We start from the raw sequence: 22851 nt of genomic DNA on the forward strand, positions 1-22851 counted from the left end.
AAACAAATAAACCGGCAGCGGGAGGTACGGCGTGGATGTAGTCGAAAATTTTTCCCGAAACCCAAAAACCAAGTCTTGGGTGAAGCACATCCGCTGGAGTTGCGATCCGCTGCCGGCACCAGCGGATCGCGGGACACTGATTCCGCTCGGGCTGGGCAACAGCCTCGGCGACTGCTGCCTGAACAACGGCGGCACCGTGGTTGTCACGCGGGGCATGAACCGGTTACTGGATTTCGACGCGGAAACAGGCCTCATCCGTTGCGAGGCGGGCGCGACACTCGACGAGGTGCTGCGGTTCGCGGTGCCGCGCGGATGGTTTTTGCCGACCACACCCGGCACGAGTTTTATCACCGTCGGCGGTGCCGTCGCTAACGACGTTCACGGCAAAAACCACCATTGGGCGGGGTCGTTCGGCTGCCATGTGACGCGCCTCGAACTGCTGCGCTCGGATGGCCGGCGGCTCGTTTGTTCGCTGGCGGAAAACAGCGATTTTTTCGCCGCGACCATCGGTGGCATGGGCCTCACGGGATTGATTACATGGGTGGAGTTCCGCCTGCGGCGCATTGTCAGCACGATGATTGAAACCGAGTCGGTGAAATTCCGCGACCTCGATGAATTCTTCGATGTGTCCGAGGGCACCGACGCACGTTGCGAGCACACGGTCGCGTGGGTGGATTGTGTGACACGCGGGCGTGGAATTTTGATGTGCGGCAACAATGTTGACGATGCCGGCGCCGCTGGCGCCACGCTGAAACCACATACGGAACCGCGGCTGAATTTTCCGCACGGGTTCCCGTCGTGCGCGCTGAACCGGTTTTCCATCCGTCTGTTCAACCAGCTTTATTACAGCCGGCAGTTGCGGAAACGGGTGAGGGGCCTCCAGCATTACTCGCAGTTTTTCTACCCGCTCGATGTAGTCAAAAACTGGCATCGCGTGTATGGCGCGCCCGGATTTTTCGAGGCGCAAATCGTGCTGCCGCCGGACGTGGCGAAGGAAGCGTTGCGCGAAATTTTCAAGCAGGCCGCGCGTTTCGGACAAGGCGCGTTTCTGGTCGTGCTGAAAAAACTCGGCTCGATTCGTTCACCCGGCCTCATGTCTTTCCCTCGTCCGGGCGTGACGCTCGGGATTGATTTTCCCAACAAGGGCGAACGCACGAAAAAACTTTTCACGGAAATCTTTCGCATCGGACTGGACACCGGCGCCGCGTTCAATCCCGGCAAGGACGCCCTCATGCCGCCGGAGTGTTTTGCGAAAACCTGCCCCAATTTGGAATCCTTCAGCGCGTTCATTGACCCCGCGTTTTCCTCGAACGCATGGCGGCGCCTTACCAAAGGACTTCTCTGAACAGGCGTTTTCCATGAAAACATGCATTCAAAAAGCATTTCTCGTCGGCGCCACCTCCGGTATTGCGCAAGCGTTGGCCGAACGGCTCGCGGCCTCGGGCGCGGCGCTGTTTCTGGCGGGCCGTTCCGGGGGGAAACTCGACCTCATGGCGCGCGATTTGCGGCTGCGCCACGGCGCGCGGGTGGAGACGCTGGCGGTGGAGTTCGAAAAGACGGAGGGCCACGCTGGCGCGGTGCGTCGTGCATGGGAATGGCTGGGCGGCGCGGACGCGTCCTTCGTCTGCCACGGCGCGCTCATTGACCAGAAAGTATGCGAACGGGATTTTGGCGAGGCGACGCGCTCCTTTCAAATTAACCTGCTGAGCGCGGCTTCCTTCGCTGGCGAAATCGCCAACCGCATGGAAGCCGCCGGGCACGGCACGCTGGTGGTGATTTCCTCGGTGGCGGGCGATCGCGGACGCCAGAGCAACTACGCCTACGGCGCGGCCAAGGCCGGACTGACCGCCTTTCTCCAAGGACTGCGCAACCGCCTGTTCCCATCGGGCGCGCGGGTGCTGACAGTGAAGCCGGGCTACGTGGACACGCCGATGGCCGCGCACATCCGCAGCTCGCTGAAGGTGTCCGCCGACCGAGCGGCCCGCGATATCTTGTGCGCGGCGGAAAAAGGTTGCGACACACTCTACACGCCGTGGTTCTGGCGCCCCATCATGCTGGTTGTGCGCCTGATTCCCGAATACGTTTTCAAACGGATGAAATTATGAGCGCACACATTATTTTCCCATTGTCAGCGGCGCCATGCCGGCCGGCACTGATTATTGCGATCACAGCCGGCGCAGGCGGAATCCGCTATTTGAATTTCTAAAAACCGTTCATATGAACCCCGATGAATATACCAACTTGAACCGGCTGGAGGGCGCGCATTGGTATTACGCTGGCAAGCGCGAAATTGTGCGTTACTGGCTGAATTATTTTCACCCCATGGCCACATCGGCGACGCTGCTGGACTGCGGCGCCGGCACGGGCGCGTTTGCAGCGGAAATGTCCGCCGCCAGCGGCACAACCGACGCGGGCCGGTGCAAGGTAGTGGCGCTGGATGATCATGACGAGTCGCTGGAAATTTTGCGTGTAAAACTGGGCGCGGAAAATGTCGTGCGCGGGGATTGCACACACATCCCGATGGCGGATGCGTTTTGTGATTATTTGACCGCGCTGGATGTCATTGAGCACATCCCCGACGACGTCGGGGCGGTGAAGGAATTTGTGCGCGTCTTGAAACCGGGTGGGCTGGCGGTGATTACCGTGCCGGCACTGCAATGTTTGTGGAGCGACTGGGACTTGTCGTTGCACCATCAGCGACGGTATGACCGGCGGCAGTTGACCGCGCTGCTGCAAGCGGCGGGGCTGGAGGTTTTGCACGTCAATTATATAAACGTGGCGGCGTTCCCGGCGGTGTGGTTCATCAGGAAAAGACGGGCGCAGGGAAAACAGGCCAACACGCGGCGCATGGAGGATTCGCTGCCGTCACCGGTTATAAACAGGATTCTGAAAATGCTGTTCGTGATGCCGGCCTGCCAGCGGCTGGTTCCGTTTCCCTTTGGCGTCGGCCTGCTGGCGGTGGCGAAAAAATTATGAGCGCAACTGCAAATCCGGAAAAATCTGGCAATATAAACCGCCCGCCGCTGGTCACGGTGATCACGCCGTTGTGGAATGAAAACGACGCGATCCCCGCGCTCGTTGCCGCGCTACGGCGGTTGTTTCAGGACACCTCGGCCGATTGGGAATGGCTGGCCGTGGACGACGGCAGCAGTGACGATACCGCGGCGCGCGTGCGCGGGGAGATGCGCGGCATGGCGCGCGCGCGACTGGTCTGCCTGACGCGCAATTTTGGCCAGCAGGCCGCCTACCGCGCGGGGCTGGACCATGCGGCCGGTGACGCCGTGGTTTTTCTCGATGCCGATTTGCAAGATCCGCCCGAAGTCATCCCCGAAATGCTTGCGCGCTGGCGCGAGGGCGCACGGCTGGTCGTCGGACGGCGCCGCTCGCGCCCGGAGCGCGGCGTGCGTGGGTTGTTGCTGCGGGGTTTTCATGTGGTCTTCGGGCGGCTGACCAACAACGTGATGCCCCATGACAGCGGCACGTTTGGACTGATGGATCGCTTGGTGGTGGAGGAATTGAAACGGCTACCCGAACGCAATTTGTTTTTGCCGGCGCTGCGTTGCTGGCTCGGATACAAACAGGCAGAGGTCTGGTATGACCGCCACGAACGGGCGGGCGCGCCGAAGCAGACTTACGCAAAACTGTTCAACTACGCCTGGAACGGCATCACCAGTTTCAGCGAAATCCCGCTGCGCTTCATCTCGTGGCTCGGCGTGACACTGTGCGTGTTCGCCACGCTGTGCGCCGCGCTGATTTTCGCGCAGCGCGTCGGCCAGTGGTTCGGCTGGTGGACCGACCGCCTCGTCGTCGGCTTTACCACGCAAACCATCGGCATCTTTTTTCTCGGCGGCGTGCAACTCCTCTGCATCGGCATCGTCGGCGAATATCTGGCGCGGATTTATCGCGAAATCAAGGGCCGTCCGCACTATCTCGTGGAGCGGGTCGAAGAGGCACACGACCGGGATGTTTTAAAACATGAATGACAATTCCGATAACGCGCCCAGCATTCCGCTGTCAGCGGAAGCGCCATCATCACTGTCAGCGTCGGCACCCGGCGGTGGCGCTATTGTTGGCGGTGGCGCTGACACCGCCGCCCGCCGCTACCGCTGGCGCGTGGCGATTTGCATGGCCACGCTGGTAGTGTCGGCATTCATGCTGTTTTATAATCTCGGCCGCTATTCGCTGTGGGGCGACGAGGCTCTGACAGCGTTGAAGGGCACGGGCGTGATGGAGACGGGCGACACGACGGCGGTGCTGAAAAATGGCAATATCATCGCATGGGCAAGCGGGCGCGAACTGGTCGGGCTGAAAGTGCGCGCCATGCCGCCGGCGATGTTTTATGCAACGGCCGCCTCGTTCTCCGTATTCGGCGTCGGTGCATGGCAGGCACGGCTGCCATTCGCGCTGTGCGGGTTGCTGACAGTGGCGCTGATGCTGTGGTGGGCGCGCCGCGCAAGCCCGCGCTACCTGTTCGCGCTGTCGCTGGGCATCATCGGCAACGCCTCCATGTTTTTGTATTTTCGCAACTGCCGCTATTATGCGCTGGCTGTGCTGGCCGCCACGGTGGTCGCGTGGTGCTACCACCGCTGGGACGGGCGCAAACGCTGGCTCGCGGGCCTCGCCGCCGCGTCGTCGGTGCTGTTCGCCGCCCATTACTCCATGTATGTCATGGTTTACACGGCGCTGTTCGTGGATTTCATTGTGTGGCGCCGGCGGGAGCGGCGGCTCGCGGTCGGCGACTGGCTGGTTGTCTGGCTGCCGCAGATTATTATTAACACCGCTGTTTTCCTGATTTGGTGCCCCCTCAAAACTCCCACGGGCGACTCCTTGCTAACCAAAAGCCTGCTCGACCGGTTGACGCTGTGGTGGTGGCATTTGCGCGACCTCAACACGGTTGAATATCTCTCGTGGCCGCTGATTCTGCTTGCGTTCATGATCAGCGCGGCGCGGCTGAAAAAAACACCGCTTCCAACCGCCGTTCCGCGGGCGCTGACCGCCATTGTGATAATGACGCTGGTGTTGACCGGCGTCACCAACCAACTTACCAGCGTCACCTCATACGCCGACGTGCGCTACCTGCTTCCCGTGCTGCCGCTCGGCATCGCATTGACTGCGTGGGCCGTGTGCCGCCTGTCGTTTGGGCATATAGTGCTGACGGTGCCGCTGGCGGTACTGGTGTTTTTCAGCAATATCACCCACGGCGGCATGTTTTTCAAATGGAGCGGTGCTCGTTCGACCGCGTGGTGCTATGTCAGGGAACTCCTTTCGCCAAATCCCGAACCCTACCGCCCTACCGCTGATTGGCTCAACGCCCACGCCGCCCCCGGCGACACGGTGTATGTCGGCAACGGTATGAACGGATGTTATCCACTAATGTTTTTGGCGCCACAGTTGCGCTATGCGTGGCAACTCAACGACCGTTCCCGGGCCGCATTCAAAGATTTGCCGCCCGTGCATATAAAGGGCGAGGTTATGCCGGACTGGCTTGTCGGCTTCGGACCGTATGTCGGGCAGCTGCAAAACGACCTGAGGCGATATGGCGCGCCGGGCGTGAATTATCACTTGGCGGCCAAAGTGGATGTGTTCTGGCCGGAATTATATCGTCCGGAATTATTCTGGCGGACATTCAGTCCCATCACCAGCTATGATAAGAATCGGGATGTGGTGTTCATCTTCAAACGGGCCGGCGAGCCGGGAAAATAGCCTCCCTTTTCGTTTTCAAACTATCGGTCATCATGTGACGGTGCTGGAAAAGGACGCCGGGCGGCCATCAGCCCCGCGCACTCGCGAGGCGGGTTTTCCCCATCGCAATCATTGTTAGCGCCAACGTCAATATGGAGAGGGAAATAATGGTGCAAAGGACGAAGTGCCGCGGAACAAACTTGAATTCAATCCGGTGCTGGCCAGCTGGAACGCCAATGCCCATGAACATGTAGTTGACGCGATGGATGGGGGTCTCCTGTCCGTCAATAAAAGCGCGCCAGCCGGGATACCAAGTATCGCCAAACCACAACAATCGCGCGCCCGCCGCCTCGGTACGCAAAATGACACGGCTGTTTTTTATCAACTCGATTTCCAGCCGTCCAATGGTTGCGCCCGACACGGCGGCGTCCGGTGACGGCACGCTGCCGCGCATCTCCTTCGCGCCATACCAGCAGGCCGGCTCGGCCAGCGGCATGCCGGGGGAAGCCTGGCCGGCGGCGAGTTTGCTCAGCACCTCGCTATCCGTCGCCGCCACTGCCACCGTGTCAAATAATTTGAACCGGGGCAGGGCGGTTGCGCGTTCGATAACGCGCAAATCCCGCGATGCGTTGCCCCATAAAACATTCTGCCACGGCGCGCCTTGGACGAGCCACTTGACTCCAAACCAGTCCAGCGCACAGTTGGCGGCGGCGGCATTTTGCCCATAAATCACACTGTTCAGGTGATGCCATTTCAAAAACTTGGTGCCGGCCTGATATTGCTGGTGGACGCCGTCCGCGAGCCACATACCGCCGCTACCCGCCTGTCGCGCCCAGAGGTAAATCTCGGGGCGTGGGTCGGCATAAAGATATTGCTGCACTGCGGAGTAGGGCGAGAAGGCGCGGTAATGCACATCGGCCAGATGCTCGCGCAGGACCGGCATGGGCGCGACGATTGCGCCGCCAGCGGCGGCGGGATGCAACTGCCGCGAAACCACCAGCAGATTGGCAAACGCCAGTAGCGCGCCGGCGACCGCCAGTCGCGAAGTCGGGAAACGAGACTTGCGCGCCGCTAGCGTCCACGCGAATGCCAGAGCCAGAAAACCCCACGCCACCAATCCGAGCCGGGCCGCGCGGGCTAATGTTTCTTCCGGGATTTTTGCTTGCGCATTGCCCAGCAAATCCACCGCGAAGTCCGGCTTCATCCACAAGGCGGCGGCGAACAAACCGCCGACCATGACCACCACGCCCAAACCCATCGTCAGCGTCTTGTTTTTTTTGTCCGTGACGGAAGGTCGGCGCAACAACGTGTCAATGCCAAGCGCCGCCAGGACGAGCAACCCCAGCACAACCAAAACCAAAAATTTCGCCGGGAACCGGAAGCGGTTCATCAGCGGCACGTGCGCATGCCACCAACCGTAAAGCGGCGTGTGCGCGCCCAGCGACAGCAGGACGCCGATCAGGATCATCGCCGTCGCCACCCATGCCCAGATCTTGCGCCTGCCGCTCAAATCGAGAAAGGCAAACGGCGCACTGACGACGGGCAGCGCGCCGAGGTAAAACGCGCCGATCCAATATTCAAAAAGACCGGATTCCCAATGCTTGTCCGGCCAGCCAGGAAAGCCGCCCAAAAACGGAAAAATCACCCCGAGCAAATGCGCCGGCTGCATGGACGCCATGTCGAAGCGCGAATCAAACGTCCCGGCGCGCTCGGAATAGGGAAGCAATTCCCACATGGACACGATTTGCGGCAGCGTCATCAACAACCCCACAAGGCCACTGACACCCACAAACAGCAGCAACGTCACCCCAGTCCGCCATTTTCTTTCGCTGATGACGGCGGCGATTATATACAGCGCGTAACCGACGCCGGGATAAATAATCATCTCGGGAAAATTCGCGAAGAACTGCACAGCGAACAACAACGCCAATGCGCCGACCAGCCGGCGCTGGCGCCAGATTTCCCCCGGCGGATACCCGCCATCGGCGGCAAGTCGCGCGTGGAAACGCGCCAGCATACCGAAAATCCACGGCACCCAGACACCGGCGGCGCCGTTGAAGGGAAACTCAAGCTGCGCCACCAGCCAGGTGCCGAACATGAACGAGACGCCGGCAATGAACGCCGCGGCCGCCGCAACGTTGATTTGGCGGCAGAAAAACCACATGCCCAGCCCGCCGATGAAAAAGTGAAGCAGCCAGAACAGATTCATTGCCAGCGCCGGCTGAAAAAATAAAAATAATATATTGGGTGGATAGAACGCTTGCGAGGTCGTGTCGGCAATCAGCGGCTTGCCTCCGCCCCAGTAAGGATTCCAAAACGGCGTGTCGCCATTCAGCAGTCCTTGGGTTTCAAACACGGCAGTTTGAAAAAAGCCCGACAACATGTCACGGGACAGGAAAATTTTTCCAAAAAACAAAAGGTCCCCGAGAAAAACAACCGCCAGCGCAAACAACCAAAACACTGGCGACGAGAAACAGATGGAACTAAAATTTTTCATAATGACTCAGGTTGGACGGGAAAGGATTTCCATTCCACGGGCAGATTCGTCTCCAATACCCGCTCCCGCACCAGTTCCATCGCTGCCTCCAGCCGCCCGCCGCCAGCCCTGGCGCGATCCAGATACTCCGGACGGGCCAACCCCATGCGCAACAGCCGGAATCCGATGCTCACCCGCAGCACGCCGAAGCCGTATTTGACGCTGCGGGCGAAATTAATGGACGATGCTTCCGGGAAGTATTTTGTCGGACAGGAAATTTCCGCGATTTCAAAATCCCACGCGCGGCATTGTGCCAGCATTTGGTTGTCGAACACAAAATCGTCCGAGTTGGCCAACAGCGGCAGCGTCTCCAGCACACGGCGTGAAAAGGCGCGGTAACCGGTGTGGTATTCCGACAATTTCAAGCCCAGCAACAGGTTTTGAAACAGTGTCAGCGCGCGGTTGGAAATGTATTTGTAAAGCGGCATCCCCCCCTTGAGCGCACCGCGCCCGAGGATGCGCGAGGCGATGGCGGCGTCATACACGCCGGAAGCCACCATGCCCGCGAGCGCCGGCAGCAGACGCGGTTCGTATTGGTAATCGGGATGCACCATGACCACCACGTCCGCCTTGGTCCCCAGCGCGAAGGCATAACAAGTCTTCTGGTTGCCTCCGTAACCGTGGTTGGTTCTATGAAACACATAACCAACGCCGAGCCGGCGTGCGACCTCGCGGGTGTCGTCATGGCTGCCATCGTCCACGACAATGATTTCATCCGCCACCGTGCGGTCAATGGCGGCGACCGTTTGCTCAAGGGTTTTGCCGGCATTGTAAGCCGGCATCACTACGCAAATGTTCTTATTACCAATCATATGACCGTTTAAACAAGTCATTATAGCCTCCAAATGCGAAACAAAAATGGGGGATACAGTAAAATCCCGAAGAGGCATCGGAAGCACGCCAGATTACGGCCAGCGGTGCGTTCGCGCCACGCCCGGCCCGTTTGATAAGGTGCCCGATTGAAGCTTTTATGTGCCTGTAATAGAAAACTGCCACCGAACAACTTCGCATCCGCGTCCCCGCCGCCCGCGCCCCCAAGGTGCGAACAATCACTCGGCATCGACACCGGCAGCCTCGTCAACAAGCTCTTCGCCCAAGTCGCCTGCGCCACGCCCTTCCGTTCCGCATTGCCGAAACCGACCCCGAGACGGAGGAAATCCGCAACGACCCCGCCGCTATGCTATGTCCGCCATCAACGCGCACAAGGCCGGGAAATCAAGCGCTGGCATACGATGGAGGAGGTCTTCGGCAAGGACGCGGATGAATAATGGTTCGTCGCTATTTTCGATGGCTGTCCGATGTTTTTCCGATCATAGAGCGATGACACAGAGAGGAATCTTCTTGTTTTCTCCGTGCACTCCGTGTCCGCACTCTGTGACTTGGTTTTGCATCTTTGCTGTGAAAAACAGTTATTCAAAATAGCAACGAACCATTTTACGGAGCAGGAATGGTGATCGAATGTGTTTACGCCGGGGAGCGGGCGACCATTTATCAAACCTTTGTCCCACCCCGGATAAGGTGAAGCTCCCCCGGAGGCTCCGGGGAGGGTTCATGACCGTAATGCCATATGCGCGGGTTGAGTCGCCCGTGCCTCTCAACCCGCCACTTTCGTCGGTTCCGCCATTTTCCGAAAAGGTCTGGCATCAAGCGCCGGCGCTTTTTTGCGCCGCGGGGCCAATCCTCGCTTGCATTTTTCCCCCACGCGCCCAATGCGTTGCATGCTTTTCGAGAATGCATGCGCCAGCAGCCTCCCGTCGTCCTGTTTCCGGCATCAAGCTGATGAACCGGAGCCTCGGCGTTTGGACCGTGCTCGTGTTCGCTTTCCTCTACCTGCCGATCATCGTGCTCATCGCCTATTCGTTCAACAGCTCCCGGCTGAACCTCGTCTGGGAAGGTTTTACGATGAAGTGGTATGCGGCGCTGGCCGGCCATGCCCCCATCATCCGCGCGCTGAAAAACACGCTCTACATCGGCGCGCTCGCCACCGTGTTTTCCGTCCTCATCGGCACGGCCGGCGCGTGGCTGCTTTATCGCTACCGGTATCGCTTCGCGCGCTCGATCCAGGCGCTGATCTGCGTGCCCATGATCATGCCCGAAATCGTCATGGGCATCAGCCTGCTGATCTTTTTCACCGTGCTGAAAATGGAGCTGGGCTTCACCACGGTCGTCATCTCGCACGTGACGTTCTGCTTTCCGTTCGTGCTCGTGGCGGTGCAGGCCCGGCTCGACGGGCTCGACCCGGCGCTGGAGGAGGCCGCGCTCGACCTCGGCGCGACGCCGTTGCAGGCCTTCTGGCTGGTCATCGTGCCGTGCCTCTGGCCCGCGATTCTCAGCGGCGGGCTGATGGCGTTCACCCTGTCGATCGACGAGCTCATCATCACCTTTTTCACGCGCGGGCCGACGTCGCCGACGCTGCCGACCGTGGTTTTTGGCATGGTCAAGAAGGGCCTCGACCCCATGATCAACGCGCTGTCCACCGTGTTCCTCGTCACCACCATCGCTTTTGTCTTGTTCTCCGAATATCTGCGCCGGCTCGCCGCCGCGCCGGTGAACGGCCAACCCAAGATCACATCCCCGCATCGCTCATGAAAAAACACCGCATCCTCACCCGCACCGCCGCCCTCGCCGCGGTGGCGCTCGCCGCCTTCGCGGCCACCTCGTGCGCCCCCCGTGCCACTGACAAGGAAGTCAATATCTTCGCCTGGTCGGAATACATCCCGCAGGCGGTGCTCGACGGTTTCACGAAGGAAACCGGCATCAAGGTCAACTACGAGACATTCTCCTCCGGCGAGGAAATGCTCGCGAAAGTCCTCGCCGGCGGCACGGCCTACGACCTCGTGCAGCCCTGCGACTACATCGCCGAGGCGATGGTCAGGGAAAACCTCCTCGTGCCGCTCGACTACGCAAAACTGCCCAACTTCAAGCACATCCTCCCCGAGTTCCAAAAACTCCCCTACGACCCCGAGCAAAAATTCACCGTGCCCTACATGGTCAGCACCGTCGGCATCGTCGTGAACACCGAAAAAGTCAAGGACCCCATCCGCGGCTACGGCGATGTTTTCCAGGAGAAAAACAAGGGCCGCATCGTCGTGGTGGACGACGGGCGCGAACTCGTCTCCTGGGCCTTCGCCACCCTCGGCATCGGCATCAACGACATCACGCCCGACACCCTCGCGAAGGCGCGCCCCGTGCTCGAAAAATGGGTCAAGCTCGTCAAGGTCTTCGACTCCGACAGCCCGAAGACATCGCTGACCAACGGCGACGTTGACATCGGCATCGTCTGGGGCGGCGAGGCCGCCATCCTCTGGAAGGAAAACAAAAAATTCCACTACGTGCTCCCCGTCGAGGGCACGCACTCGTTTGTGGACGCCTTCGCCATCTCCAACAAATCGAAGAACCTCGACGCCGCGCACAAATTCCTCGACTACATCCTGCGCCCCGAGGTCAGCGTGCTCATCTCGCGCGACTTCCCCTACACCAACCCCAACGGCGGCGCCCGCAAGCTCCTCGACCCCGACGAGCTCGCCAACCCCGCCAGCTACCCGCCCAAGGGCCTCTACGAAATCTTCCGCCACATCGGCAAGAGCAGCGAGGACATCGACGCGCTCTACACCGACCTGAAGAACGCGGCCAAGTAAAGCCATTGGTGAATCACTATGGCGCCTAGGCAGAAATACGGGTTGGAGGGACGGCCTCCGTGCCGTCCATTCGTCCGTCAGCGGACGACACGGAGACCGTCCCTCCAAGTGATGCGGCAGCACGCCGTAGCGCAGGCGTCCCCGCCTGCCGTCGAAAATGCAAGCGCGAAGCGCCGCCGGCTCTTTCCCAAAAGACAAAAGCCGCGCTTCGCGCGCCCCCCCGGGGACGGCAGGCAGGGATGCCTGCGCTACGTGCCCGCCGGGCGCTGCCCGACGGTCCGCGCCGGATTGAGTGGCATGGGCGTCCCGCCCATGTGCTTGGAAATTTTGCGGCGCGGAGCGCCGTCCACGGGCGGGACGCCCGTGCCACCCGACCCGTGTTTCCCTTCTTTTCCGAAAAAGTCCATCCTCGCGACCTCGCCGCGCGCCCGCGCGGCTTCCGCCACCCGCCGTTCGCTCCGCAAGCAGCGCCGCCTGCGCCGCGGCCGACCGCCGACCTTCCGCGTGACCGCCCCCCGCCCGGCGCACCTCCCGGGCGGCGCGGCCACGGCTATTTTCCCCTGACCGCCAATCCGCCGTCCGCGCGCCACCGACCGACACGAGAGATGCAAGCCGTCGCCAAGCTCGAAACCAACAATCCCCGCGCCCGCGCCCCGCGCCTCACTGGATGGCTGCTCCTCGCGCCCATGCTCGCATGGCTGCTCCTCTTTGTCGTCGCCCCCATGGCGATCCTGCTCGTTTACAGCTTTTGCCAGCGCGACGACCTGGGCCGCGTCGTCCATGAGTTCACCTGGGAAAACTACGCCCGCGTCTTCGACCCCATTTACCTCAACATCCTCGGGCGCTCCGTCGGCTACGCCGCCATCACGACCGTCATCTGCATCGCCGTCGGGTTTCCCGCCGCCTGGTTTATCGCGCGCCAGACGCCCGTGATGCGCAACCGCCTCGTGATGCTCGTCATGATCCCCTTCTGGACGAGTTTCCTCATCCGCACCTACGCGTGGATCACGATCCTCAAGGAGCAGGGCCTCCTGAACGGCCTCTTGCAGGCCGCCAGCCTCACCAGCGGGCCCATCGAGTTTCTCTACACGCCGGCGGCCGTGATCATCGGCCTCGTCTATGCGTATCTTCCGTTCATGATCCTGCCCATTTACGGCAGCGCGGAAAAACTCGACTTCGCGCTCGTCGAGGCCGCCTACGATCTCGGCGCCGGCCCCGTGCGCGTCTTCCGCGAGGTCATCATCCCGCTCACGCGCCCCGGCATCGCCGCCGGCACGCTGCTCACCTTCGTGCCCGCCATCGGCATGTTCGCCATCACCGACCTGATGGGCGGCGCGAAAGTCCCGATGATCGGCAACGTCATCCAGAAACAGTTCGGCGGGGCGCGCAACGCTCCCTTCGGCGCCGCGCTCGGCGTCATCTTCACCCTCCTGTTCATCCTCGCCTACATCCTCGTCCAGCGACGCGGCACGCGCGTCTCCAAAGCCAAAGCCCACAAGACATGATCGACATTTGCGGAGTCACCAAACGCTTCGGCGACTTCACCGCCGTTGACAACGTAACCTCCACATCGAGGCCGGCGAATTCATCACGCTGCTCGGACCCTCCGGCTGCGGCAAGACCACGCTCCTGCGCGCGCTCTCCGGCTTCGAGACACCCGACGAGGGCTCCATCCATCTGGCCGGCAAGGACGTCACGCATCTCCCGCCCTACCGCCGCAGCGTCAACCAGGTTTTCCAGTCCTACGCGCTTTTCCCGCACATGACCGTGCGCCAGAACATCGCCTTCGGCCTGCGCATGAAAAAAGTCCCCGCCGTCGAGGCCGGCATCCGCGTGGACGAGGCCATCGAGCTCGTCGCTCTGCGCGGCTTCGAAAACCGCCGCCCCCACCAACTTTCCGGCGGCCAGCGCCAGCGCGTCGCGCTGGCCCGCGCGCTGGTGCCGCGCCCGCACGTGCTCCTCCTCGACGAGCCGCTCTCCGCGCTCGACGCGAAGCTCCGCCGCCAGATGCAGCTTGAGTTGAAGCGCATCCAGAAGCGCCTCGGCATGACCTTCGTCTTCGTCACGCACGACCAGGAGGAGGCGCTCACCATGAGCGACCGCATCGCGGTCTTCAACGAAGGCCGCATCGAGCAGCTCGGCACGCCCGGCGAAATCTACCACAACCCGCGCACCGCCTTCGTGGCTGACTTCATCGGCGAGGCGAACCTCGTGCCCGCCACGCTCGTCTCCCGCAACGGCTCCGCCACCTGTGTCGTGCGCCTCGACGGCGGCCTCAACCTCACGCTCAAGACCGGCCAGTGGCCCGATGGCTTGCAACGCGCGCACCTCGCCATCCGCCCGGAAAAGATCCTCATCTCGAAATCGCTCATCCTGGAGGAAAACGTCTTCGAGGCGCGCGTGACTGAGGAGGTTTTCCAAGGCGTGCTCGACCGCCTTTCCCTGGAGTGCGCCAACGGCGGCATCCGCCTGACCGCGGTGGTGGCCAACGAAAGCGCCATCATGGAGGCGATTCACGAAGGCGACAGCGTCTGGTGCGGCCTCCACAGCGACGACGTGGTGGTCGTTCCATGAAGGCTCGCTGCGCGCGACCGGCGCGCACCGTCTTTGGGATTTCGGAACTTGAAATTTTTTTGGGATTTGGTCCCTGGGATTTGGGATTTGCGAGCGCCAGCTCGCCCCGCGTCAGCCCGCCACCCATGCGATGCCGAGCTTGATCCAAAGCGGGATGGTGAGAATGCCGAGGACGGTGGTGCCGATGACGACTTGCGCGGCGATGAGCGGCTGGCCGCCGTAGTGGCGCGCGATGGCGATCGGCATCATGCCGGCGGGCATCGCGCCCTGGATGATGAGCACCTGCCGCATCTCGTCGGAACACGGCAGGTATTTCGCCAGCACGAGATACACCAGCGGGAAAAGGCCGAGGCGCAGCACGCAGGAAACCGTGGTGATCTTGGCATCCACCAGCGAGCGCGGGCGCTCCAGGTATTCGTCGATCGTGCAGCCGATGAGCAGCAGCCCGAGCGGAATGGCGCACACGGCGCATTGGTGGATGATGTCGGCGAGCACGCCGGGCATGCGCGCGCCGAGCCCGGTGAGGTTGAAGGCGAGGCCGAGGACGAGCGCGATGATGGGGCCGTTGAAAAGTTTCCTCCAGCCCTCGCGCAGGGAAAGCCCGGCGAGCACGAGGATGCCCACGGTCCAGATGGAAGCCTCGCAGCCGACGTTGTGCACGAGGAGCACGCCGAGCGCGTCGGGGCCGAAGATCGCGAGAAGCAGCGAGATGGCGAAATAGCCGTAGTTGTTGATGCCGGAGGCAAACGCGAAGGTGCGCAGGCCGCGGCCGACGGTGAGGCCGAGGGCGCGCCCGATGAAGAGCGACGCCACCATGCAGCCGGACATCACCACGAGGCCGGAGAGCGGCGCCAGCAGCAGGTTGGACGGATCGCGCAGGGCGGGGTTGTTGGCGACGTTCTCGAAGATGAGGCAGGGGTAGAGGCAGTTGACGACGGTCTTGAGGACGCTCGCGTCGGCCTCGGACGTCATCCATTTGAGGCGTCGCAGCCCGATGCCGATGGCAATCATCCCGAAGACGGGAAGGATCGAGACGAGAATTTGCCAGTAGGAGAGCATGGGGGAAGTAACAAGTGACAAGTGACAAGTGGCAAGGCTCGCCGCGCGCGAAGCCGGACGAAGCGAGAAGCTTGACAATCCCAAAACGGTGCGCGCTTCGCGCGACCCAATGCCAAATTTTCGAGAAAATTGAATCTCTCAACTGGAGGGCCGAGCTCCCGCGAGGCCGTCGCCAAAAAACGGTGCGTTTACCCGCGACGGCCTCGCGGGAGCTCGGCCCTCCAAATTTCAAAGACGCCGCCGCTCCTTCAGGCCGTGCCAAGCGTGGGTGGCTTTTGGGATTTGGGATTGTCAGACTGTCGCTAACGCTCGGTAGCGGGCGCAGCGATCTCGCACGGCAGCAATGCCGCATCCGTCATGCCATGGATGATTTTTTTGTCGGGCGGGCAGAAGGTCGCGAGCGCGCCGCTGAGGACGGGCTTGCCGCCGAGGTTGAAGAAATACGGGCAGAGGCGCAGGCGTCCGTCCACCTCGCGCGGCTGCTGTTCGCGGTCGTAAACGCGGTGGCGGGCGCGGCGCGGTTTTTTGTATTCCTGCAACACGTGCGGGTTCGCCGGGGCGTCCTTCACAGCGATGTCGATGCCGGCCTGCCACTCCTCACGCGAGCAGTCGCTGCCGAGCACGACGCTGCGCGCGCCCCAGGCGGTTTCGTGGTAGCCGCTGATTTTGATGATGAGCTCGCGTTCCTTCTGCGACGCGGCGGCGAGCTGGCGCCAGTCGGTCAGGGCGCGCCCGCCGACACGCGGCCCCTCCAGCACCGCGCCCGGCGGCAGCGGCGCGGGATCGATCACCCACGACATGGGAATGAGTTTTTTGAGCAGTTGCAGCGTCTGTTTGCCCAAGGTCTCGGCCCAGAAATCGGCGAGCAGGTGGTGGTGGAAAAGCGCGAAGCCGAGTTTTTCCTCCTGGAAATGACGCATGGGCGGCGCGATGGCGAGTTCGCCGGCCTGCCATGATTCGAGGATGGCGTCGGCGATGCGGATGTTCGCGAGGTCGAAGAGCTCGAAGAAGCGGTAGATGATGTCGATTTTTTCGGGGTTGCCCTCGATGTCGAGGCAGATGGTGTTGCCGAGCGGGAACAGGTCCTCGGGATCGAGGCAAAAGACGCGCTTGCCCTGGAGCTGGAGCTGCTCGGCGAGCCAGTGCATCTCGGGCCGGTAGGTGGCCGCCTCGTCGCTGACCACGAGCGCGATGAGCGGCGAGCGCAGGTCGGGGCGCAGCGCGGCGAGCGAGTCGTGGAAATTGCGGATCATCGCGTCGCCCGCGCCGAGGATGCCGGAATCAGTATCCGTTTTCCCGATACCATCGTCCGTCCCGCCGTAGAGCCGGTTGAGAAACGCGGTCAGGCCGATGCCGCCGGGGACGGAATCGAGCTCGCTCATCACGAAACCCTCGTCGGTGAGCAGCAGGTCGGGGCGGAGGACGGTGGGAAAAGCGCCGCGGTTGCGGGGATGGCGGGCGTGCGCGACGATCCCGGCGGGCTTTCCGCGGTCGAGATAATCGGCCACCCACGGGGCGAGCAGGGGCTTGTTGCGCAGGAGGTTCTTGCCGGAGGCGGAGCGCAGGTAAAGGGTTTCGAGCGCGTGGTGAAATTCGAGGCAGGCGGCGCCGATGGCGTTGAGCTCGCCGGCTTGCGCGGCGGTGAGCGGCCATGCCGCGGGTGAAAGCTGCCAGGTTTTGTCCTCGAAAAGGGATTGGGCGTGAAGCGCGTTGCGGATGGTTTCGTAGGAAAGGTCTGGCATGGCTTGGCCCGTCATCGCACGCCGAATCGGGCGCGAGCGCAACACCGCAGCGCGGCCGGCGGCTCTTTTGGGCCGGCCCGACAAGGGTTCCGCCATGACACCATGGTCAAAATGAATCGGACTTCTGGAGGGCCGAGCTCCCGCGAGGCCGTCGCGGTTAAGCGCAACATTTTCCGGCGACGGCCTCGCGGGAGCTCGGCCCTCCACCCGAAAATTTGTCCGTGGTCAAGGAGCGCGGCGACGGCCATCGAAAAAGCGGGGAGCCGTCTATTGCCCCTGCGCCGACAGGTCGGCGAATTCGGCCATGCTCTTCACCGGCCACTCCTTGTTCGTGCGGCGCACGTGGCCGGCGAGGACGCCGCCGGGCCCGAGTTCGAGAAAGCTCGTCGCGCCCGCGGCCTGCGCCGAGCGGAGGCAATCCTCCCAGAGCACCGACGACACCACCTGTTTCACCAACGCGGCGCGGATGTCCGCGGGTTCGCTGACGGCCTTGCCGGTCGTGTTGGTGAACACCATGAAGCGCGGCGCGGCAAACGCGACCGTCTCCAGGAACTTCGCAAACGCGTCGCGCGCCGGGGCCATCAGGCGGCTGTGGTAGGCGCCGGCGACATTGAGCTCCATCGCCTTTTTGATGCCGCGCGCCTTGGCGGCGGCGACCGCGTCCACGATTTTTTGCTTCTCGCCGGAGATGATGATTTGGCCGGGGCAGTTGAAATTCGCGGTCTCGACATCGAACTCCGCGCAGAGCTTCGCGACCGTCTCGCGCGTCTCTCCCACGATGGCGGCCATGCCGCCGGCCGATTGCTCGCACGCGATCTGCATGAGGCGGCCGCGTTCGGCGACGACGCGCAGGCCGGTGGCGAAGTCGAACACGCCCGCCGCCGTGAGCGCGGTGATTTCGCCGAGGCTGAGCCCGAGTGCGAACTTGGCGTCGCCTTCGGCCAGCCGGCCCTGTTCCTTGAGCGCCGCGAGCAGCGCGAGGCCGTGCACAAAGAGCGCGGGCTGGCAGACCTTGGTCTGCGTGAGGTCGGCGTCGGGGCCCTCGAACGAAATGGCCTTCAAGTCCCAGCCAAGCACGGCGTTGGCCTCGTCATAGAGGGCGCGCGCGGCGGCGGAGTTATCGTAGAGCGATTTGCCCATTCCGACTTTCTGGGCGCCTTGTCCGGCGAAGAGGAGTGCGAGTGACATGTGTGCGTGGAGGTTTGAGTTATGTGTCTGTTCGTCGAAACGAAACCGGCATACGTAAGCACCGCCGCGCTAGAAACCAAGCCGGAAAAACCGGACCCAAAATTGGTGCGGCTGGACGGAATCGAACCGACGAGACCTGCTTGGAAGGCAGGAGTTTTACCACTAAACTACAGCCGCGAACAAAACGCCGCACAGCCTTTCCCCGCGCGCGCCTTTGGTCAAGCCCGCGCTTTCAGCCGCAAAAAGCCCCTCCGTTTCCCGCTTGCGCGGCAATCCCTGTCGCTCAACTCTCATTCACTTCCTACGCCCATGCCAAAACGCACCGACCTCGAGTCCATCCTCATCATTGGCGCCGGCCCGATCATCATCGGGCAAGCCTGCGAGTTTGATTACTCCGGCACCCAGGCCTGCAAGGCCCTGAAGGAGGAAGGCTACCGCGTCATCCTCGTAAACTCCAACCCGGCCACCATCATGACCGACCCGGAGTTTGCCGATGTCACCTACATCGAGCCCCTCACGCGCGAGGTCCTGGAAAAAATCATCGCGGTCGAGCGCCCCTCCGCGCTCCTGCCCACCCTCGGCGGCCAGACCGCGCTCAATCTCTCGATGGAACTCCATCACGCCGGCGTGCTCGAGCGTTACGGCGTCGAGATGATCGGCGCCAAGCCCCACGCCATCGCCAAGGGCGAGGACCGCGAACTCTTCAAGCAGGCCATGATCAAGATCGGCCTCGATGTCGCCCGCTCCCGCACGGTCAAGACCCTCGACGAGGCCCATGCCGCCGCGAAGGAACTTGGCAACTTCCCCCTCATCATCCGCCCTTCCTTCACGCTCGGAGGCTCCGGCGGCGGCATCGCCTACAACCGCGAGGAATTCGACCGCATCACCGCCAACGGCCTCGACCTGTCCCCCGTGCACGAAGTCCTCATCGAGGAATGCCTGCTCGGCTGGAAGGAATTCGAGATGGAGGTCATGCGCGACCACAAGGACCAGTGCGTGGTCATCTGCTCCATCGAAAACTTCGACCCCATGGGCGTGCACACCGGCGACTCCATCACCGTCGCCCCCGCCATGACGCTCACGGACAAGGAATACCAGATCATGCGCGACGCCTCCTTCGCCGTCATCCGCGAAATCGGCGTCGCCACCGGCGGCTCCAATATCCAGTTCTCCGTCTGCCCGAACACCGGCCGCATGGTCGTCATCGAGATGAACCCCCGCGTCTCGCGCTCCTCCGCGCTCGCCTCGAAAGCCACCGGCTTCCCCATCGCGAAAATCGCCGCCAAGCTCGCCGTCGGCTACACGCTCGACGAACTCCCCAACGACATCACCCGCGTCACCCCCGCCTCCTTCGAGCCCACCATCGACTACATCGTCACCAAGATCCCCCGCTTCACCTTCGAAAAATTCCCCGACGCCGACCCCACGCTCACCTCCGCCATGAAGTCCGTCGGCGAGGCCATGGCCATCGGGCGCACGTTTAAGGAATCCTTCCAGAAGGCCCTGCGCTCCCTCGAAACCGGCGCGCGCGGCTTCGGCGGCGGCGGCAAGCTCGGCGACGACGACATCCCCGACGGCAAGCTCATCAAGCAGAAACTCGCCACGCCGAACGCCGAGCGGGTCTTCTACATCCGCCACGCCTTCCAGGCCGGCTACAGCGACCAGCAGGTCTTCGACCTCACCAAGATCGACCCGTGGTTCATCCGCCAGCTCCGCGAAATCCACGACATGGAGCTCGAGCTGAAAAAACACACGCTGGCCACCATCGACGCCACGCTCTTCCGCCGCGCCAAGGAGTTCGGCTTCTCCGACCCGCAGCTCGCCCATCACTTCCGCACCACGCCCGAGGCCGTCCGCGCCGCCCGCAGGTCCGCCGGCATCCACACCACGTATCGGCTTGTGGATACCTGCGCCGCCGAGTTCGAGGCCGTCACGCCCTACTACTACTCCAGCTACGGCGACGAAAACGAAATCAAGCCCTCCGCGCGGAAAAAGATCATGATCCTCGGCGGCGGCCCCAACCGCATCGGCCAGGGCATCGAGTTCGACTACTGCTGCGTCCACGCCTCCTTCGCCCTCCGCGAAATCGGCTATGAAAGCGTCATGGTCAACTCCAACCCCGAGACCGTCTCCACCGACTACGACACGAGCGACAAACTCTACTTCGAGCCGCTCACGCTCGAGGACGTGCTGGAAATCTACGAGCAGGAAAAATGCGACGGCGCCATCGTGCAATTCGGCGGCCAGACCCCGCTCAACCTCGCCACCGCCCTGAAGGCCGCCGGCGTCAACATCATCGGCACCAGCCCCGAGTCCATCGACACCGCCGAGGACCGCAAGCTCTTCGCCGCCATCCTGCGCAAGCTCGACCTGCGCCAGCCCGCCAACCGCACCGCGCTCAACGAAACCGAGGCCCTCGTCTTCGCCCGCGAAGTCGGCTTCCCCGTGCTCCTGCGCCCCTCGTTCGTGCTCGGCGGACGCGGCATGTTCATCGTTTACAACGAGGACGAATTCCGCGCCGTCATCAAGGAAGCCTTCGCCGCCATGCCCGGCAAGCCCGTGCTCATCGACAAGTTCCTCGAGGACGCGGTCGAGCTCGACGTCGATTGCATCAGCGACGGCGACACCACCGTCATCGGCGGCATGCTCGAGCACATCGAATACGCCGGCGTCCACTCCGGCGACGCCGCCATGGTCATGCCCCCGCACACGCTCGGCGCGGACATCCTCCGCACCGTGCGCGAGGCCACGCACGCGCTCGCCCGCGAGCTCCGCGTCGTCGGCCTCATGAACATCCAATACGCCATCAAGGACAACCAGCTCTACGTCCTCGAAGTCAATCCCCGCGCCTCCCGCACCGTGCCCTTCGTGTCCAAGGCCATCGGCATCCCCCTCGCCAAGCTCGCCGCCAAGGTCATGACCGGCGCGAAGCTCCGCGACCTCGGCTTCACCCGCGAGCACACCCCGCGGCACTGGTGCGTGAAGGAAGCCGTCTTCCCCTTCAACCGCTTCCCCGGCGCCACCATCATGCTCGGGCCCGAGATGCGCTCCACCGGCGAAGTCATGGGCCTCGACTCCGACCTCGGCCTCGCCTTCGCCAAGGCGCAGGCCGCCGCCAAGCCCGGCCTCCCGCTGCAAGGCGGCGTCTTCCTTTCGGTGAAGGACGAGGACAAAATCCGCGCCACCGCCCTTGCCCGCGAACTCGCCGCGCTCGGCTTCGAAATCTACGCCACGAGCGGCACCGCCGGCCACCTCGCCGAGCACGGCATCAAGGTCCACGAGCTCGCCAAGATCGGCGAAGGCCGGCCCGACTCCATCGACGTCATCAAGAACGGCCAGATCCAGCTCGTGCTCAACACCCCCAGCGGCATGATCCCGCGCCAGGACGAAAACAAGATCCGCTCCGCCGCCTACGCCAACAACATCTGCATCATGACCACCCTCACCGGCGCCCAAGCCGCCATCGACGGCATCAAGGCCCTGAAGAAAAACTCCCTCACCCCCCGCCCGCTCCAGACCTACATCAAGGACATCGTCCAGGCGAATTGAGGAGCTATTTTATTGAACAGAAGGAAACGGAGGGAACGAAGAGAACAATATGACAAAAGGGTCTTCTTCGTTCCCTCCGTTTCCTTCTGTTCAATAAAAACGAACCACTAAAATAGCCACAAAGATGCACAAGAAGCACAAAAACAATCACTCAATCTTGTGCCTTTTGAGCCTCTTTGTGGCCATTAAAATCGAACCCATAAGTTGCCCACGGAAATGATAATTCAAAAAATCTTCCGTGTGTTCCGTGGGCCAATAAAATAATCATCACCATGCGCACCCGCTCCATTCACACCCTCGCCATCGTCGTCCTCGCGGCCGCGACCCTCGTCCTTTCGGCCTGCTCGAAAAACGAACCGCCCCCGCCGCCCGCCGCATCTGCGCCGCCGCCCGCTCCCGCCGGGCTCGCGCCCTCGGACTCCGACAAACAAACCGCCATCGGCCGCGCCCTCGACAGCGCGCGCGCCATCGCCGGGACGCAAGCAACCGCCGCGCAACTCCAATCCCTCTACGCCCCGCAACTCGATGCCCTCAAGACCGGCCTCGCCGCCGCGCAGCCCGTCATGGAATCCAAGGCCGCCGCCGTGCTTCCCGCCGCCGCGACCTCCGCCTACAGCCAGCTCAAAACCCTCGTCCCCGAACTCGGCGAACTCGTCGACTCGCTCAAGCAATATCCTTCCGACGCCCCCACCGATCTCGTCCAGCGCCTCCAAACCGACTTTGCCAAGGCCCAGAGCCTCTACGCCCAGGTCAAACCGTTGCTCGGGAAATAGCCCAAGGGAGTGGCCATGATGCCATTTCCGAGTCATTTTTAGATTCATCGAGGCAGGGCGTCGCTTGCGACGCCCGGTTTGCCGACACGCTGTTCGCGGGCATCGCTCGC

17 protein-coding genes and 1 tRNA gene are annotated in these 22851 nt (G+C 62.5%); 12 read left to right on the top strand and 6 right to left on the bottom strand.

From position 1 onward, the window contains the following. Nucleotides 1-79: 79 nt before the first annotated feature. The 5 genes from OH491_RS12595 (at nt 80) to OH491_RS12615 (ending at nt 5703) form a co-directional block, all read left to right on the top strand. Entirely contained in the window at nt 80-1345 is a 1266-nt protein-coding gene (locus OH491_RS12595; protein ID WP_334319409.1) for an FAD-binding oxidoreductase, read from the top strand. 13 nt (nt 1346-1358) lie between these two features. Beyond that, on the top strand, nt 1359-2105 hold the full coding sequence (locus OH491_RS12600; protein WP_334319408.1) for an SDR family oxidoreductase: 747 nt from the start codon (nt 1359-1361) through the stop codon (nt 2103-2105). Nucleotides 2106-2217: 112 nt separating this feature from the next. Then, on the top strand, nt 2218-2976 hold the full coding sequence (locus OH491_RS12605; protein WP_068770947.1) for a class I SAM-dependent methyltransferase: 759 nt from the start codon (nt 2218-2220) through the stop codon (nt 2974-2976). After that, entirely contained in the window at nt 2973-3983 is a 1011-nt protein-coding gene (locus OH491_RS12610; RefSeq protein WP_068770946.1) for a glycosyltransferase family 2 protein, read from the top strand. Before OH491_RS12605 ends, OH491_RS12610 begins: the two co-directional genes overlap by 4 nt. Continuing rightward, nucleotides 3976-5703, top strand: a complete 1728-nt coding sequence (locus tag OH491_RS12615; RefSeq protein ID WP_084442282.1) for a glycosyltransferase family 39 protein — start codon at nt 3976-3978, stop codon at nt 5701-5703. Before OH491_RS12610 ends, OH491_RS12615 begins: the two co-directional genes overlap by 8 nt. A 67-nt stretch (nt 5704-5770) precedes the next feature. Here OH491_RS12615 and OH491_RS12620 read toward each other — a convergent pair whose 3' ends face one another. After that, entirely contained in the window at nt 5771-7489 is a 1719-nt protein-coding gene (locus tag OH491_RS12620) for a YfhO family protein (protein WP_334319407.1), read from the bottom strand. Here OH491_RS12620 and OH491_RS12625 point away from each other — a divergent pair. Beyond that, on the top strand, nt 7427-7915 hold the full coding sequence (locus tag OH491_RS12625; RefSeq protein ID WP_334319406.1) for a hypothetical protein: 489 nt from the start codon (nt 7427-7429) through the stop codon (nt 7913-7915). The two genes, OH491_RS12620 and OH491_RS12625, sit on opposite strands and share 63 nt — an antisense overlap. Nucleotides 7916-8175: 260 nt before the next feature. Here the strand turns inward: OH491_RS12625 and OH491_RS12630 are convergent, their stop codons facing one another. After that, complete coding sequence (locus OH491_RS12630; RefSeq protein ID WP_084442281.1) at nt 8176-9030, bottom strand: glycosyltransferase; 855 nt, start codon at nt 9028-9030, stop codon at nt 8176-8178. Nucleotides 9031-9949: 919 nt separating this feature from the next. Here OH491_RS12630 and OH491_RS12635 point away from each other — a divergent pair. The 4 genes from OH491_RS12635 to OH491_RS12650 all read left to right on the top strand — a co-directional run bounded on the left by OH491_RS12635 (nt 9950) and on the right by OH491_RS12650 (nt 14430). Next, the gene (locus OH491_RS12635; protein ID WP_068770942.1) at nt 9950-10807 is read left to right on the top strand and encodes an ABC transporter permease; all 858 of its coding nucleotides are present in this window, start codon (nt 9950-9952) and stop codon (nt 10805-10807) included. Then, nucleotides 10804-11856 (top strand): polyamine ABC transporter substrate-binding protein, encoded by a 1053-nt coding sequence (locus OH491_RS12640; RefSeq protein ID WP_068770941.1) that lies wholly within the window; start codon nt 10804-10806, stop codon nt 11854-11856. The genes OH491_RS12635 and OH491_RS12640 overlap by 4 nt, the downstream gene beginning before the upstream one ends. Before the next feature lie 239 nt (nt 11857-12095). Then, complete coding sequence (locus tag OH491_RS12645; RefSeq protein WP_342751049.1) at nt 12096-13361, top strand: ABC transporter permease; 1266 nt, start codon at nt 12096-12098, stop codon at nt 13359-13361. An 88-nt stretch (nt 13362-13449) separates the two neighbouring features. Then, on the top strand, nt 13450-14430 hold the full coding sequence (locus OH491_RS12650) for an ABC transporter ATP-binding protein (RefSeq protein WP_342751089.1): 981 nt from the start codon (nt 13450-13452) through the stop codon (nt 14428-14430). A 111-nt stretch (nt 14431-14541) separates the two neighbouring features. Here the strand turns inward: OH491_RS12650 and OH491_RS12655 are convergent, their stop codons facing one another. The 4 genes from OH491_RS12655 to OH491_RS12670 all read right to left on the bottom strand — a co-directional run bounded on the left by OH491_RS12655 (nt 14542) and on the right by OH491_RS12670 (nt 18596). Continuing rightward, a complete protein-coding gene (locus OH491_RS12655; protein WP_068770938.1) occupies nt 14542-15489 on the bottom strand; it encodes an AEC family transporter in 948 nt (315 codons plus the stop codon). 302 nt (nt 15490-15791) lie between these two features. Next, on the bottom strand, nt 15792-17231 hold the full coding sequence (locus OH491_RS12660) for a hypothetical protein (RefSeq protein WP_068771172.1): 1440 nt from the start codon (nt 17229-17231) through the stop codon (nt 15792-15794). A gap of 267 nt (nt 17232-17498) precedes the next feature. Beyond that, nucleotides 17499-18419, bottom strand: a complete 921-nt coding sequence (gene fabD / locus OH491_RS12665) for an ACP S-malonyltransferase (RefSeq protein WP_068770937.1) — start codon at nt 18417-18419, stop codon at nt 17499-17501. Between the two features lie 103 nt (nt 18420-18522). After that, nucleotides 18523-18596: transfer RNA gene (locus OH491_RS12670), tRNA-Gly, on the bottom strand. Nucleotides 18597-18728: 132 nt separating this feature from the next. Between OH491_RS12670 and carB the strand changes: the two genes are divergently transcribed. Continuing rightward, nucleotides 18729-21968 carry a carbamoyl-phosphate synthase large subunit gene (gene carB / locus OH491_RS12675; protein ID WP_068770936.1) on the top strand — a complete coding sequence of 1080 codons (3240 nt, stop codon included), beginning with the start codon at nt 18729-18731 and terminating at the stop codon, nt 21966-21968. 272 nt (nt 21969-22240) lie between these two features. Next, nucleotides 22241-22741: a hypothetical protein gene (locus tag OH491_RS12680; protein WP_068770935.1), complete on the top strand. Its 501-nt coding sequence runs from the start codon at nt 22241-22243 to the stop codon at nt 22739-22741. The last annotated feature ends 110 nt before the right edge of the window (nt 22742-22851 follow it).

The organism is Termitidicoccus mucosus, assembly GCF_038725785.1.
GTDB classification, from domain to species: Bacteria; Verrucomicrobiota; Verrucomicrobiia; order Opitutales; family Opitutaceae; genus Termitidicoccus; species Termitidicoccus mucosus.